Source organism: Porphyrobacter sp. LM 6, from assembly GCF_001720465.1.
GTDB lineage: Bacteria > Pseudomonadota > Alphaproteobacteria > Sphingomonadales > Sphingomonadaceae > Erythrobacter.
In genome coordinates, this window is sequence record NZ_CP017113.1 from 2,621,975 (window position 1) to 2,636,468 (window position 14,494).

Here is a 14,494-nt window from a genome sequence, read left to right on the forward strand (position 1 = left end):
TAAAGGAAAAAGTACGATTATACTGAATCTTTCAATCGCAAGAAAATTTTGACAATAAATTAAAAACAAATCAGATCTACACCATCAGGACGCACTGAGATTTTACCATAAGATTTATCTCCCCATGCTTGATAGCATAAATCCTTCATAAACCTCTTGCCATCTTGTTCATACTTCAACCTATAGCTGTTCTCGAAGATGGCTTCGAACTCAACCTTGCGGACCTCCCCTGGGGAGAGATCCCCGATCACCTTTGGACTGCCACTCTGTGATATCTCTGCAGCTACAATAGGCTTCCCACTGTCGTTGCTGATCTCGTAGGTCGTAGTTTTGGAACACGCACTTAACGAAAACAGGAGAAGTGTTATGACGATGTAACGGGTCATGGTGCTGTTACCGCGCAGTTGTTAGCGAATGCGAAATCTGCAAGTTCCGTAGTCGACATATGCGTATAGCGGGGATCAACACCCAGTGCTGCTCCAACGTAATTATTGTGATCGTCCATCGCACGCGCAGCAGGAGTGTATCCATCCTGCCCCATTAATCCTCTCAAGTAACCTTGAAATTCGTTGACGTTTCCAGAACCGAGCGTCGCGGCCGGGCCGTACTGCCTACTAAGAGCTATTGCGGCCCAAATATGCCGATATGCATCTCGGGCATCGTCCGTACCGCGCAGGCCCGGAAAACGTGCCCTTGCGGCGCGGTTAGCAGCATTTCGCCAGATATCCCCTGTAAGGACTAGACCGAAGGGTACGTAGAAATACCCTGGAACTTCTGAGGGAACGGCAGGGCAAGGTCGATCACTTTGCGGCTTCTTTCTCTTCTTTTTTCCTTCGACGACGATTGGGTTGCCTTCGCTCCCCCCGCCGCCACCGCCCGGGCTGGCGCCCCCCGGACCACCGCCGCCGCTACAGTCGCCGGTGACGATAACGCCATTTGGAACACGGGTTGTCACTGTTGTGTCACCAACTGTTACTGTCCGAGTTTGATACAGTTGTTCGATTTGGCAAAGCCCGGTCGGATCAAACCGGTTTACCGGATCGTTCCCGACGTAGGCGTACATGTTGAGGCCGTCGGCATATCCGATCGGATCGGTTTGCATGAACCGTCCGAGCGTGGGTGAGTAAGCTCGCGCCTTGTAGTGATACTGGCCCAATTCCGGGATCCAGATCTGCCCGGTGTAGCGGAACCGTCCGGTGTTCGCGGTGCCTCCGGGAGTGCCGGGCACACCGAACTCGTCATAGGTGTTGATCGCCTTGACTCCGCCGCTCCAGTCGAAGCTGGCCACGATCGATCCCAACCGATCCGCATAGAGATACTCGGCGGCACTGCGGGCAGCATTTGATCCTGCATAGCGGATCATCGGATCGTCTCCCGCGCCAAGCGCGTGAACATAGCGATTCAACATTGTACCGCTGGTGTTGAACTCGCCGACCAGCGCGTCGCCATCATACAGCAAACGGGTGATGCTGCCAGATCCATCGGTGATCTGGTAGAGTCGGCCCAGCGGATCATAGCGAAGGCCTGCCGTCTTGGCACCGGAGGCGCTGACAAGACGGTTTTCGACATCATAGGTGTAGGTGGTGGCTCCATCCGAGGTCAGGTTGCCATTGACATCGTGGGCATAGGTCACGCCGTTGACGCTGTCGTACTGGTTCACACCATCGGGCACATAGGGGGTGTCGAGAGTGCCTGCTGGCTGGGCATTCCAGACATAGAGCTGGTTGTCGGTCGCCTCGCTCTTCGCCTGATTGGCCTGGTTGTGGTTATAGGTCCGATTGACATCGTAGCTGCTGCTGGGGTGGTCGATGAAGATGCGGTCGAGCCGGTTCGCGTTGTCGTAGAACATCAGGCTATCGGGCGCGCTGCTGTCGCGGTTCGTCCGTTCGAGCCGCCCCCAGGTGTCATAGACATTGGTGATTAGTTCGATCCCGTCATCATCGCGGATACGGGCGAGGCGGCCCGCGGTATCGTACTCATAGCCCCACCACGCGCCGTCAGGATGCGTGATCCGGGTCTGCCGTCCGGCAATATCGTAGAGGTAGGAGAGCGGCCGCGATACACCATCCATTATCTGCGTGCTGGTGACCGGACGCCCGAGCGAATCGTAAGTCATCACGATGCGGTTCGAGGTATCGAACGCAGCTTCGGTCAGCGATCCGTAGAGGTCATACTTGTAGGTCACGTCGCGGGTGTGGACCGGGTCGAGCCCAGCACGTTCGGGAATCGTTTTCTGGGTTAGCAGCCGACGGTTGTCATAGGCGAGCAGGATCGTCTCACCACGCCGCGTGCGGAACTGCGAGACGTTGCTTGCCGCATCATAGGTGATCTCCTCGTAGTCGCCCGTGTTGGCGACGCCAGGGGTCGTTGGCGAGGGATAGTTGATCCGCCGCGTCCGATCATGCCCGTCATAGACATAGGCCGTGCGGTTGTTGTTGGCATCCTCGACCCAGGCGACCGTCCCGTTGGCGTTGTAGGCCATCTCGGCGGTTTGCTGGGCGATCCCGGTATCGACAGCCGACCACACCTGCGTGGCCCTGTCTGCCGTGTCGTAATAGCGGCGCGTGATCCGGTCCTCGCCGTCAGCGCCGGGAGTCATTTTCACGCAGACATCTGACGGCAGAGACGCAGCGACGCTGGTCAGGTTCATGCGGACAGCGGTGCAATCGAGCCGTCCAGCTGCGTCGTAGCTGTACTGCGTGATCGAATATCGTGTTGCACCATCGGTCGAGATCTGGCTGCTGGACGCGAGCCGGTCGAAATTGTCGTAGGTGTTCGCCAATCTGGTGCGGGCAGAAAAGCTGTGTCCCCCGTCAGCACCAATGGCACAGATTTGAGGTTGTGATTTAAGGAGGGTTGGGGCTTCGTCGTAGTGACGAAGGAACGAAGATGAAGACCCAACCCTCCTTGAAAAAGTCCCCTCCCAAGAAGGCCCCGGCTGAGCGGGTGGTGAAGGACATCCGGCGGCAGACCCGTCGCCACTTCTCGGCAGAGGACAAGATCCGCATCGTGCTGGATGGCCTGCGCGGCGAGGACAGCATCGCCGAGCTGTGCCGCAAGGAAGGCATCGCGCAGAGCCTGTATTACACTTGGTCGAAGGAGTTCATGGAAGCCGGCAAGCGCCGGTTGGCCGGCGACACCGCCCGTGCTGCGACCACCGGCGAAGTGCAGGATCTGCGCCGTGAAGCTCGTGCACTCAAGGAATGCGTGGCCGACCTGACGCTCGAAAACCGCTTGCTGAAAAAAAGCATGATCGTGGATGGGGGCGACGAGGAATGAGGTATCCCGCATCAGAGAAGCTCGAGATCATCCGGATCGTCGAGCAGTCGCACCTGCCCGCCAAGCGGACCCTTGATAAGCTCGGCATTGCCCGTCGGACGTTCTACCGCTGGTATGACCGCTACCTTGATGGTGGCCTGGACGCGCTCGCGGATCGACCGTCAGCGCCGAGCCGGGTGTGGAACCGCATCGCGCCCGAGGTGCAGGATCAGATCGTCGAGATGGCGCTGGAGCAATCCGAACTCAGCCCACGCGAACTGGCCGTTCGATTTACCGATGAACGCCAATACTTTGTGTCTGAGGCCACGGTTTACCGCCTGCTCAAGGCGCACGACCTTATCACCAGCCCGGCCTATGTCGTGATCAAGGCCGCCGATGCGTTCCACACCAAGACCACCCGGCCGAACGAGATGTGGCAGACCGATTTTACCTACTTCAAGATCATCGGGTGGGGCTGGATGTATCTATCGACCGTACTCGACGACTTCTCGCGCTACATCATCGCCTGGAAGTTGTGCACCAACATGCGAGCAGAGGATGTGACCGACACGCTGGACCTCGCGCTTGCGGCCTCAGGCTGCGACAGCGCCACGGTGCTGCACAAGCCAAGGCTGCTCAGCGATAATGGTCCCAGCTACATCGCGGGGGAACTGGCGGAATACATCGAGGCCAACAAGATGAGCCACATGCGCGGTGCCCCGATGCACCCGCAAACCCAGGGCAAGATCGAGCGCTGGCACCAGACCCTGAAGAACCGCATCCTGCTGGAAAACTACTTCTTGCCCGGTGACCTCGAGGCCCAGATCGAGGCGTTCGTCGAGCACTACAACCACCAGCGCTACCACGAGAGCCTCAACAATGTGACGCCCGCCGATGCTTACTTCGGCAGGGCACCGGCCATCATCAAACAGCGTGAAAGGATCAAACGACAGACCATCGAATATCGGCGCTTGCAACACCGCAAGTTCGCCGCCTAAAACCCAACCCCAGACGAGGCCCGCACTCCGCTAATCTACGCCACCATCTGCGCCAAATGTTCTGACGACGGACAATTCATTATCGTCGAGAACGATGCCCGCCAGCCATGCGGTACATGCCTGCCCTGATAGCCGCAGCGATTGTAGAAATAGCTCAACGTGTTCTCGCTCATGGGAACTCGGGCGCTACGATTGCTGGGAAATACGATTGGTCCGCGCCCGGTGAGCTGCTTTGCTGTCCGCAGGACTGCAACTGCCTCGGGTGCGAGCGGTACAAGATGATCAAACTTTTCATCCTGTTTCAATTCACTGGCCAGCTTCATGTGACCGGCAGGGATACGCCATAGGGCTTGCGGGCAGAGCCCATCACCGTCCCAGTCAATGTTCTCAAACTCTGCCCAAGCCACGCACCGAATGGCGCCCAGCCGCTGAGCTGTCAGTGCCGCGAACCGTGATGCGAGCTTCGTGAGGGGCGAAGCCAGCTCAGCTTCGGTTTTGCGGATCATGTCATGCAGGCATTCAATCTTCACAATCGCCGGCCTCTTGCGCCCGCGTGGCACCGGCTTGAGCGCTTTGCCCACGACTGCGGCCGGATCTCTGACGGCTAGGCCCTCGGCGATGGCCTGCACGAAAACAGCTGACATTCTCTGCCGCACGCGATGAGCCGTCTCGATGGCGCCTCGCTTCTCGATTTTCCTGAGAACAGAAAGCACCATCGGCTCATCAAGCTCGGCGATCGGCAATGCGCCGATCCAAGGAAATACCTCCTTCTCGAGGCTTGAGATTACGTCTTTTGCATGGACCGGGGTCCACCGATCTTCCTGAAGTGCGAACCAACTGCGGGCCACTACCTCGAAGGTGTTCGCGGCCGACATGGCCCGCGCAATGGCCGCCTTCTTCGCTTCGAGACCTGGGTCCCTGCCTTCCGCAAGCTGCTTGCGTGCCTCGATCTTACGATCACGCGCCTCTTTCAGCGAAACCTCAGGGTAGGCACCAAAGATCAGCCTGCGCTCTTTCCCCGCAAAGCGATACTTGAGCCGCCAGCTCCGATGGCCGGATTTGGCCACAAACAGATACAGCCCCTCGGAATCGGAGAGCTTGTAATCCTTGTCTTTTGCCTTCGCCTGCCGGACTGCCATCTCGCTGAGCATCTGTGCCCCCAAAACTGCGTTTTGATGCCCCCAGAAATGCCCCCAATCGTCGTGGACGCATACGGAAATATCGAAACAAATGCAGAACGATATCTAGCGCAAAATGGCTAAAAATCAAGGAAAACAGGGGTTTTTTGGACGCTTGCGGAAGGGTGTCTGGCGGTGGGAAGGCGACTCGCATCCAACCTTCTCTGCAACATAATTTATGGATTACAATCTCACCAAGGCGCGTCCGATACCCCAGCGGTCGAGCCAAATTCTTGCGACGTCTCGGGCAGGCTGAATATTACGTAGCGCGCTGAACCTGAAGGCTTCTGCATGGGGCTGCCGGGGGGCGCTGTTGCGTCACTCTGCTCGCCACTTTCGCGAGCACTGCAGGGTGGCTGGACACCGCATTATGATCAGCTGCTCCGGGATCACGATGCCCCCCTCATATCATTGGCGGAATGATCAGCGAGTACTTTCATGCCCCTCGAGTGACGCCTTCGACGACTTTGATCTCCGTTTCATCCTCGCGCCCATGTATTAGCCGATAGAGTGCCGGCAGCACCAGCAATGTGAGGATCGTCGAGGAAATGATCCCACCGATCACGACAGTCGCGAGGGGTCGCTGCACTTCGGAACCGGCACCGACGTTCAGCGCCATCGGTACGAAGCCGAGCGATGCCACGAGAGCCGTCATCATCACCGGGCGCAGGCGTGTCAGCGCCCCCTCGCGCACCGCCGCCAATGGTCCCAGACCGCGTTCGCGCAGGTCGCGGATGAATGACAGCATGACGACACCGTTGAGCACCGCAACACCCGACAAGGCGATGAACCCGATCCCGGCAGAGATTGACATCGGGATGCCGCGCAATGCCAGGCCTGCCACCCCGCCGGTCAATGCGAGCGGCACGCCCGAGAAGACGATGGCCGCATCCTTCGTCGATCCAAACAGGGTGAAAAGGAGCCCGAAGATCAGCAGCAGGACAAGCGGCACGACCACCTGCAGCCGTGTCTTGGCCGACTGGAGCTGTTCGAACGTGCCGCCATATTCAACGTAATAGCCGGTCGGCAGTTCGACTTCAGCGCCGACCTTCTCACGCAGCTCCGTGATGAAAGATCCCAGATCCCGGCCGCGCACGTTGGCGGTGATCACGGCGCGGCGCTTGCCGTTCTCACGGCTGATCTGATTGGGTCCGGCCGAGAGTGAGATGTCAGCCAGTTGTGACAGCGGCACCGTCCCGCCGGCTGCAAGGCGAACGGGCAGATTGCCGAGTGCCGGTAAGTCCGTCCGTAGCGCTTCGGGCAGGCGCACGACGACGGCAAAGCGCCGGTCGCCTTCGAACACCTCGCCGGCCTTGCGGCCGCCAGTTGCCGTGGCCACGGCATCCTGAACCTCGGCCATGCTGATGCCATAGCGTGCGAGTATGTCACGGCGCGGTGTGACCGAGAGCATCGGCAGACCCGTGACCTGCTCTAGCTTCACATCCTCAGCCCCGGGGATAGACGCCGCCACATCGTTGATGGCGTCACCGCTCTTGAGCAGCTGCTCAAGGTCGTCGCCGAACAGCTTGATAGCCACATCGGCGCGCACGCCCGCGATCAACTCGTTCATGCGCATCTGCACCGGCTGCGTGAACTCGTAGTTGTTGCCGGGAATCTCCGACACCGCCTTGTTCAGTTCGGCCACAAGCTGGTCACGCGGCTTGCGCGGGTCGGGCCATTCGCTCCTGTCCTTGAGCATGATGAAATTGTCCGCGACTGATGGCGGCATCGGGTCGGTCGCGACATCGGCCGTACCGATCTTGGCAAAGACGCGCTCCACCTCGGGGAACTGCCGGATGCGTTTCTCCAGTGACTCCTGCATCTGGACTGCCTGGCCAAGACTGGTGCCCGGAATACGCAGCGCGTGCATCGCGATGTCGCCTTCATCGAGGTTTGGAATAAACTCCGACCCTAGCCGTGTTGCTCCCGCAGCGCTGAGGGTGACAAGCAGGACGGCGGAGGCAACAGCGAGCTTCGGGCGGGCCAAGGCCTTGTCGAGGAGCGGCGCGTACCGTTCGCTCATCCAGCGCATGACGCGGTTTTCCTTTTCCTCCACCTTGCCGGTGACGAAGAGGGCAACGGCAGCGGGCACAAGCGTCAGCGAGAGGATCAGCGCCGCCGTCAGGGCCAGCACGACGGTGATCGCCATGGGATGGAAGGTTTTGCCCTCGATGCCTTCAAGCGCGAATATCGGCAGATACACCGCGGTAATGATGACGATGCCGAAGATCGAGGGGCGGATGACTTCGGCGCTCGCCTTGGCCACGAGACCAAACCGCTCGTCGCGATCGAGCAAGCGGCCCATTCGATGCTGGGCTTCGCCCAATCGTCGCAGGCAGTTCTCGACGATGATGACCGCTCCGTCGACGATCAGGCCGAAATCCAGCGCTCCCAGGCTCATCAGGTTCGCGGAGGTTCGGGTCGCCAGCATGCCGGTCAGCGTCATGAGCATGGCGATCGGGATCACCGCAGCCGTGATCAGCGCCGCCCGGAAATTGCCGAGCAGCAGGAACAGGACCACAATCACGAGCAATGCACCCTCGGCGAGGTTCTTCTCGACAGTGGCGATCGTGCGGTCGACCAGTTCGGTGCGGTCATAGAGCGGGTGCGCCACCACGCCCGCAGGTAGCGATGCTGTCGCCTGCTTGAGCTTCTCCGCAGCAGCCTGGGCAACGATCCGCGGGTTTTCGCCAGTTCGCATGAAGATCGTTCCGAGTACGATCTCCTTCGCATTTTCGGTTGCGGCACCGGTGCGCAGTTCGGAACCGATCACGATTTCGGCCACGTCGCCGACGCGGATCGGCACGCCGCCGCGCGTCGCAACGAGGATCTGCGAGAGGTCCGCTTCGTTGGCCGCCTGCCCGGGAACGCGGATCAGGATCTGCTCGCCGCCGCGCTCAACATAGCCCGCGCCGCGATTGGCGTTGTTGCGTTCCAGCGCCTCGACAAGATCGTTCAGAGACAGATTGAGCGCGGCCAGCTGCGCCGGGTTGGGCGTGACATGGTATTGCCGTTCGTAGCCGCCGATGGTGTTCACCTCGGCCACGCCGGGAATTGTCCGCATCTGCGGCCGCACCACCCAATCGGACAGGGTTCTGAGATCGGTTGCCGTCCAGGGACTGCCATCGGGTTTGGTGGCGCCGGGTTTGGGCTCGATCGCGAACATGAAGATTTCACCGAGCCCGGTGGCGATCGGTCCCATTTCCGGCTCGATTCCGGCCGGCAGTTGCGACCTGACCGCTTGCAGGCGCTCGTTGACCTGCTGGCGGGCAAAATAGGTGTCGGTGCCGTCCTCGAACACCACCGTGACCTGGCTCAGCCCATAGCGCGAGATCGAGCGCGTGTAGGAAAGGCCCGGAACGCCGGCGATGGCCGTCTCGATGGGATATGTGATGCGCTGCTCGGATTCGAGCGGGGAGTAGCCTTCGGCCTCCGTGTTGATCTGGACCTGGACGTTAGTGATGTCGGGTACGGCGTCGATGGGCAGCTTGGTCGCGCTCCACACGCCGATGGCAGATAAAAGGGCGACAACCGCCAGGACGAACCAGCGCTGACGAATGGAAAAGCCGATGATGCGGGCAAGCATGGCGTTATCTCTCCCGCTCAATGATCATGGCTCGCGCCCGACTTCTCGATGTCGGCGCGGATGAGGAAGGAGCCCTTGGCGGCATAAGGCGTGCCCGGCTTGATGCCGCTCAGCACTTCGGTCCACTCGGGCGATGAGCGCCCCAGCTCGAGCATGCGAACTTCGTAGTCCTGACCGAAATTGGCAAAGACAACCTTGAAGTCGCGGAACGGCTGGATGGCTTCGGTCCGCACGGCCAGTGGCACGGTGACGGCATTCACCACCACCTTGCCGCGCAGGGCCATGCCTGCCCGGAGTCGCCCCGCCCGATTGGGGACAGAGGTTCGGACCAGCGCCGTTCCGGCCTCGGCATTGCCTTCGGGCAGGTAGCCCCCGAGCTGGCTGGCCGCGACGGGCGTGCCGTCCATGGCTTCGATTTCCACCCGCATGCCGGGCTGGATCACCGCCAGATCCTTGGGGAAGATGTTGAAGACGACCGAGGTCTGGGCGGGGTCGGTGATGACATAGAGCGCGCGATCACCGGTCACATCGCCGGGGTTGCCGTTACGCTCGGCGACCACGCCGCTGACGGTCGCATAGACCGGATAGACTTGCAGGCTCTCGCTCGACTCGATGCGCGCCAGCAATTGCCCCCGCTGGACATAGTCGCCCACGGCCTTGGTCACGCTGACAACGCGGCCCGGAAACTGACCACGGATTTCCGAACGCGCCGATGGGTCGAGTGCGACGGTGCCGAACAGTTCGCGCGTCTCGCCGATCGTTGCCGGACCTGCGGTCATGATCTCGATGCCGCCCGCCTTGGCCGCCTCTGCCGTGATACGGGTGCGGCCTTCTGGACTGGCGTATTTCCAGACATGGCGCTGGCCGTTTTCAACCGCGACCACCTCGACGTCGAAGCTGTGGGGCTCCTCGACCACGCCTTGTCCGGCAAGGAACTTACCCTCGGGCTTGAAGGCGAAGGTGTTCACCTCGCCCCCCAGTCGCCTCAATATCATGGTCAGTTGCACCGCCCCCGGATCGACCGGTTCACCGCCTCGGGTGGCATAGACCCTGAACTGCGGCTCCTGCCCGGTTTCGAACACTGTGACCTCAACGGCAAAATCGCCATCCTTCAGGAGGCGCCCGCCATTGGGGCCTTTCTCGGCTTCGGCGCCTTCCTCGCCATGTTCCGCGGGCGCCGGATCGGAACCACAGGCGGCAAGCGGGATGGCGAGTGCTAGCGCCGCGATAGCAGCGGTAAAACGGATATTCCTCATTGTACTTCCTCCCCGGCGACGACGTCGAAGCGTCCGGTCAGCCGGTCGATCTGGGACAGGATGTCGCGGTAGCGGGTCATTGCTTCGACCCACTGCGACTGAACCTCGATGATGGCGTCGGCACCGTCCTGCACATCGCTGAAACGGAAACCGCCGCGATTGTAACCTTCGCGGACCTGCTGAAGCGTGCGGACGGCCTTGGGATAGACATCCTGCATGATCCCGTCGGCGCGCATCCGGGCGGCATCCGCCTCGGCCCTGAGCGAGGCCAATTGGCGCAGACGGTCAAGGCGGGCCGCTTCGGCCAGCAGTTCGATCCGCTGACGTTCGGCCTGTGCGCGCTCGATGTTGCCCCGATTGCGGTCGAAGCGGCCGAGGGGAATCGATATCCCGGCCACTAGTGCGACATCTCCCGTCTCGCGCAGATGCCGCACGCCGCCGCTCACCGTGTAGTCCTGCACGCCGCGGGTCTGTTCGACCACGACCGCCGCCTGCGCCCGTTCCACCGTGGCAGATGCGAGCGCGCTGTCAGCCGCGGCCAGTTGATTCAGGTGATCATCTGGCTTCTCGATCCCGCGCGGCACCTCCACGTCTTCCGGCTTGCCGCCCCAGAACGAGGCCAGCCTCGCGCGGGCAGCATTGCGGCGGGACCGGGCCTCGTCGAGCGCAAGCCGTGCCCGAGCCACGCGGGCCTCGGCGCGGGTTTCGACGAATAGCGGATCCTTGTACCCGCGGACCCGGCGCAGGGCTTCGGTCTGCATGGCGCGCTCGGTTTCGAGGCGTCGTTCGGCAAGCCAGACAACTTCCTCGGCGATCTGCAGGTCGATAAATGTGCGTTGCACCGCCTCGGCAAGGTCGAGCCGGACAAGGCGCGCCGATGCCTCGGCGACACCGACGTCGCGCTCGGCATAGGCAATACGCGCATCGCGCTTGCCGCCGCGTTCGATAGTCTGGGCATAGGTAACGGTCGTCTCGGCCTGCCGATAGACATCATAGGCGCCGGTGCCCGCAATGTTTTCGGCCTCGACCAACAGGACCGGATTGGGGCGAATATCGGCTTGGCTGCGCCCCGCCCTTGCCGACCGGATGCCAGCCTCCTGGGCCTGGATCGCGGGCGACGCCGCAATTGCGCGGCGGACGGCCTCGTCCAGAGTTACGGGTTCCGCGCTTGCCGTTATCGGCAAGGCCAGCGCCAATCCGGCCAACAGGCCGGCGCGCAATGTCAAAGTCATGGGATAACTCCTGAAACGCTTGCAAATTGCGGGCGAAGAAAGACGCCCGCAGAAATGGCAGGTTTCAGGCTAGCGGGGGCTCAATCGGTGGCGCGGAGGCTCGCGACAGGAGAGCTGTGACCTCGCCGGGACAGAGCATGTCGCGGCTCGCATGGGGTCTGTTTATATTCTGTCCGCATTCGGCCACCATCGCTGCGGGGCAATGGTGATGATGGAAGATCTCCTGCGACGGATCAGAGGATGAATTGTCGGAGAAATGTTCGTGGGCATCAGCATGGAGCGCATCAGCCACAAGAACACTGGCCTGACCATGGCCGTCATGGTCCACATGCGCCGCGGTAGGCGCATGAAAACCGGCGCAAAGCACCGAGAAAAGAATCAGGAACTGGAGAACAACGCCCCTCATCGTGCCCACCTAGCAGAGCAATACAGCAGCAGCAAGCGCATCACTTGCACTGTTCCTGGCCCAGAACATGACGAAGCTCCTCCGGTATGGGCATGGTCACGAAGGCACTGACCGCTGCTCGCCCGGTGTTTCCCAGTGGGATCCGCCCGAGCAGAGCGCCGACGGGCGCAAGCATCAGACGCAGCACCTGTCCGCGCGCCTCCCGCCATTCGCGCCGGGATATGGCAAAGGTTAGCATGAGCGCATGGGCATGGAGATGAAGCCGCAGGACCTGCTGAGAAAGGATGTGCGCGCGTTCCAGATAGTGCCAGGCATCGGCCGCATCCTGGCCGGCCTTCGCTTGCCGGAAGGCATCTATCTCCGCCCAATATGCTGCTTCGAGCTGCTTCATGCCTGAGCCCCGCTAGCCGCGAGTTCATATCGGGCCTGCCGAACCACCTGCCATCCACCTTGAAGCCCGAGAAGCGCCATGATGAGCGCGACCACGAGGTCGGCGAGGCCGCTATCGGTCCTCAGCACCACGAAGCCTGCGCCAATCACCAGCAGGTTGTTGATCGCATCGTTGCGCGAGCAGACCCAGACCGATCGCATGTTGGCGTCACCCGATCGGAATCTATAGAGCAGGAGAGCCACCGAGACGTTCGTTACCAGCGCGAGTGCGCCGATGCCTGTCATCGCCCAGGGATCGGGCTGGGTGCCGACAACAAGGCCCCAGATCGCCGAAACCATCACCCCGAGCGCAAAAGTCAGAATGGTCAGCCCTTTGACCAGCGCGGTCCGCGCCCGCCAGACAAGCGCCATGCCGGCGACGCCAAGGCTGATCGCGTAGTTTGCGGAATCGCCCAAAAAATCGAGCGCGTCAGCCTGTAGCGAGCGAGATCCCGATGCGGCACCCGCGATGATCTCGACGAAAAACATCACGCCGTTGACGACGAGCGCGATCCACAACGCCCTTCGCCACGAAGGATCATTGCGCGCGGTGTCGTCACTGCAGGAACTGTCGCAGCAACTGTCCGCCATGGCTGAAACTCCTTGGTTCGTTCGAGTCGGCCCTCTATATGCACCCTGTAGCAACTACAGGGTCAAGCGATGAAAATCGGCGAACTGTCCAGGGCGACCGGCACCAACATCGAGACGATCCGCTATTACGAGCGGATCGGTCTGCTGCCCGAACCGGCGCGGACCGCGGGAAATTACCGCTCCTATGGCGAAGCACATCGCACGCGGCTCGCCTTCGTCCGTCATTCACGTGAGCTTGGCTTCACCATCGAGGAAGTGCGCTCGCTGCTCGATCTCGCCGACCATCCCGAGCGCGAGTGTTCCGAAGCCGACCGGATCGCCACCCGCCATCTGGCGCAGGTCGAAGAAAAGATCGGCCAGCTCGTTACCCTGCGCGACGAACTATCGCGCATTATCGGTCGCTGCCGGGGCGGACTGGCCGCCGATTGCCGCGTGATCGAGGCGCTGGGGGATCACACCATGTGCAACGGAGACCACGAATGATTTATCTGGTCGTCAAAACCGCAATCTCGGCGATCATCATTGTCGTGGTTTCCGAAGTGGCGCGCCGGAGCGCCGGACTTGGCGCCTTGCTGGCATCGCTCCCCCTCGTCGCGTTGCTCAGCATGATCTGGCTCTGGCGAGACACCGGCGACACCGCGCGCATGGCCAGCTATTCGCAAGCCACATTCTGGTACGTTCTTCCGAGCCTGCCGATGTTCCTGCTGATCCCGGTTCTGCTCAAGCGAGGCTTCGCGTTCTGGCCCGCACTCGCGGCCGGCTGTGTCCTCACCATCGTCCTGTATATCGGCATGGCGGCACTACTCGCCCGCTGGGATATCCGGCTGTGACAGCGCCTCTCTCAACAATTGCTTGGTACGTTCTCGCGGCAATCGCCGAGATCGCGGGTTGCTTTGCCTTCTGGGCAGTCCTTCGGCTCGAGCGATCGCCAATCTGGCTGGCCGGCGGCGTCCTGTCGCTGATCGTCTTTGCCTACGCCCTGACCAGGGTAGAAGCGGAAGCCGCCGGGCGAGCATTTGCCGCCTATGGCGGCGTCTACATCGTCGCGTCGCTGGTCTGGCTCAAGGTTGTCGAGGGTATTGCACCCGACCGCTGGGATATTCTGGGCGGGCTGATCTGCCTTGCCGGGGCGGGATTGATCCTGTGGGGACCAGGTCGCGGATGACATGAGCGCCGCAACCGATCAGTGCTTAACGCTCTGTTGCACTGCTTCGATCGGCAGGCCTACCACCTTCCATGCTGGAAAGGGCATTCTGGCGGAACAGAATGACGGTCACCTGTTTACCTCGCACTACATATTTTCATTGGTTTCAGCCGCAACAGCGCCGAGACGGGGTCAGCAGCAAATGGCCGAGTTTTATGGCTGCTGCCGGATGGCCGAATCTCTACGGAATGGGAGAAGGCTGAATACAGAAACCTCTAACCCATTCCTGCAGCGGAATTCCAACCCATCCGCGCCCTGGCCGTCTTCCGGAGCACCACGCTGCCGATACCAGTCAGTGCCAGTACGACGGTCAGGACGTCGGCCTGGGTCAGCCTCTCGGAACAGCAACAGAGGAT

At 61.2% G+C, this 14,494-nt stretch carries 12 protein-coding genes; 4 read left to right on the forward strand and 8 right to left on the reverse strand.

The genetic code is table 11. The features are described 5' to 3' along the window. Positions 1 to 59: 59 nt before the first annotated feature. Both BG023_RS12595 and BG023_RS12600 read right to left on the reverse strand, forming a co-directional pair. The gene (locus BG023_RS12595; protein WP_069310764.1) at positions 60 to 386 is read right to left on the reverse strand and encodes a hypothetical protein; all 327 of its coding nucleotides are present in this window, start codon (positions 384 to 386) and stop codon (positions 60 to 62) included. Further along, positions 383 to 2,782, reverse strand: a complete 2,400-nt coding sequence (locus BG023_RS12600) for an RHS repeat-associated core domain-containing protein (protein ID WP_069310765.1) — start codon at positions 2,780 to 2,782, stop codon at positions 383 to 385. Before BG023_RS12600 ends, BG023_RS12595 begins: the two co-directional genes overlap by 4 nt. 107 nt (positions 2,783 to 2,889) lie before the next feature. Between BG023_RS12600 and BG023_RS12610 the strand changes: the two genes are divergently transcribed. Next, positions 2,890 to 4,256, forward strand: a protein-coding gene (locus BG023_RS12610) for an IS3 family transposase (RefSeq protein WP_150122878.1) whose coding sequence is annotated in 2 segments (ribosomal slippage) — positions 2,890 to 3,241 and positions 3,241 to 4,256 — 1,368 coding nt in all. Because the reading frame shifts where the segments join, the coding sequence is not laid out codon by codon here. Positions 4,257 to 4,291: 35 nt separating this feature from the next. On the opposite strand, the gene BG023_RS12615 is transcribed toward BG023_RS12610, so the two are convergent. The 6 genes from BG023_RS12615 to BG023_RS12640 form a co-directional block, all read right to left on the reverse strand. Continuing rightward, positions 4,292 to 5,407 carry a tyrosine-type recombinase/integrase gene (locus BG023_RS12615; RefSeq protein ID WP_069310766.1) on the reverse strand — a complete coding sequence of 372 codons (1,116 nt, stop codon included), beginning with the start codon at positions 5,405 to 5,407 and terminating at the stop codon, positions 4,292 to 4,294. 463 nt (positions 5,408 to 5,870) lie between these two features. Continuing rightward, positions 5,871 to 9,020, reverse strand: a complete 3,150-nt coding sequence (locus BG023_RS12620) for an efflux RND transporter permease subunit (RefSeq protein ID WP_069310767.1) — start codon at positions 9,018 to 9,020, stop codon at positions 5,871 to 5,873. 17 nt (positions 9,021 to 9,037) lie between these two features. After that, positions 9,038 to 10,276 (reverse strand): efflux RND transporter periplasmic adaptor subunit, encoded by a 1,239-nt coding sequence (locus tag BG023_RS12625; RefSeq protein WP_069310768.1) that lies wholly within the window; start codon positions 10,274 to 10,276, stop codon positions 9,038 to 9,040. Continuing rightward, complete coding sequence (locus BG023_RS12630; protein ID WP_069310769.1) at positions 10,273 to 11,508, reverse strand: TolC family protein; 1,236 nt, start codon at positions 11,506 to 11,508, stop codon at positions 10,273 to 10,275. The genes BG023_RS12625 and BG023_RS12630 overlap by 4 nt, the downstream gene beginning before the upstream one ends. Positions 11,509 to 11,954: 446 nt before the next feature. After that, a complete protein-coding gene (locus BG023_RS12635) occupies positions 11,955 to 12,305 on the reverse strand; it encodes a DUF3703 domain-containing protein (RefSeq protein ID WP_069310770.1) in 351 nt (116 codons plus the stop codon). Continuing rightward, complete coding sequence (locus tag BG023_RS12640; protein ID WP_069310771.1) at positions 12,302 to 12,934, reverse strand: cation transporter; 633 nt, start codon at positions 12,932 to 12,934, stop codon at positions 12,302 to 12,304. Before BG023_RS12640 ends, BG023_RS12635 begins: the two co-directional genes overlap by 4 nt. Positions 12,935 to 13,003: 69 nt before the next feature. On the opposite strand from BG023_RS12640, the gene BG023_RS12645 reads away from it, so the two are divergent. The 3 genes from BG023_RS12645 to BG023_RS12655 are packed head-to-tail and all read left to right on the forward strand — an operon-like array spanning position 13,004 to position 14,099. After that, entirely contained in the window at positions 13,004 to 13,417 is a 414-nt protein-coding gene (locus BG023_RS12645) for a MerR family transcriptional regulator (RefSeq protein ID WP_069310772.1), read from the forward strand. Then, a complete protein-coding gene (locus BG023_RS12650) occupies positions 13,414 to 13,764 on the forward strand; it encodes a DUF3147 family protein (protein WP_069310773.1) in 351 nt (116 codons plus the stop codon). The genes BG023_RS12645 and BG023_RS12650 overlap by 4 nt, the downstream gene beginning before the upstream one ends. Then, the gene (locus BG023_RS12655) at positions 13,761 to 14,099 is read left to right on the forward strand and encodes a YnfA family protein (RefSeq protein WP_069310774.1); all 339 of its coding nucleotides are present in this window, start codon (positions 13,761 to 13,763) and stop codon (positions 14,097 to 14,099) included. The genes BG023_RS12650 and BG023_RS12655 overlap by 4 nt, the downstream gene beginning before the upstream one ends. The last annotated feature ends 395 nt before the right edge of the window (positions 14,100 to 14,494 follow it).

Coding starts and splice junctions, on each gene's coding strand:
- BG023_RS12645 (WP_069310772.1), top strand. CDS start 13,004: ATGAAAATCGGCGAACTGTCCAGGGCGACCGGCACCAACATCGAGACG.
- BG023_RS12620 (WP_069310767.1), bottom strand. CDS start 9,020: ATGCTTGCCCGCATCATCGGCTTTTCCATTCGTCAGCGCTGGTTCGTC.
- BG023_RS12650 (WP_069310773.1), top strand. CDS start 13,414: ATGATTTATCTGGTCGTCAAAACCGCAATCTCGGCGATCATCATTGTC.
- BG023_RS12615 (WP_069310766.1), bottom strand. CDS start 5,407: ATGCTCAGCGAGATGGCAGTCCGGCAGGCGAAGGCAAAAGACAAGGAT.
- BG023_RS12595 (WP_069310764.1), bottom strand. CDS start 386: ATGACCCGTTACATCGTCATAACACTTCTCCTGTTTTCGTTAAGTGCG.
- BG023_RS12625 (WP_069310768.1), bottom strand. CDS start 10,276: ATGAGGAATATCCGTTTTACCGCTGCTATCGCGGCGCTAGCACTCGCC.
- BG023_RS12630 (WP_069310769.1), bottom strand. CDS start 11,508: ATGACTTTGACATTGCGCGCCGGCCTGTTGGCCGGATTGGCGCTGGCC.
- BG023_RS12635 (WP_069310770.1), bottom strand. CDS start 12,305: ATGAAGCAGCTCGAAGCAGCATATTGGGCGGAGATAGATGCCTTCCGG.
- BG023_RS12640 (WP_069310771.1), bottom strand. CDS start 12,934: ATGGCGGACAGTTGCTGCGACAGTTCCTGCAGTGACGACACCGCGCGC.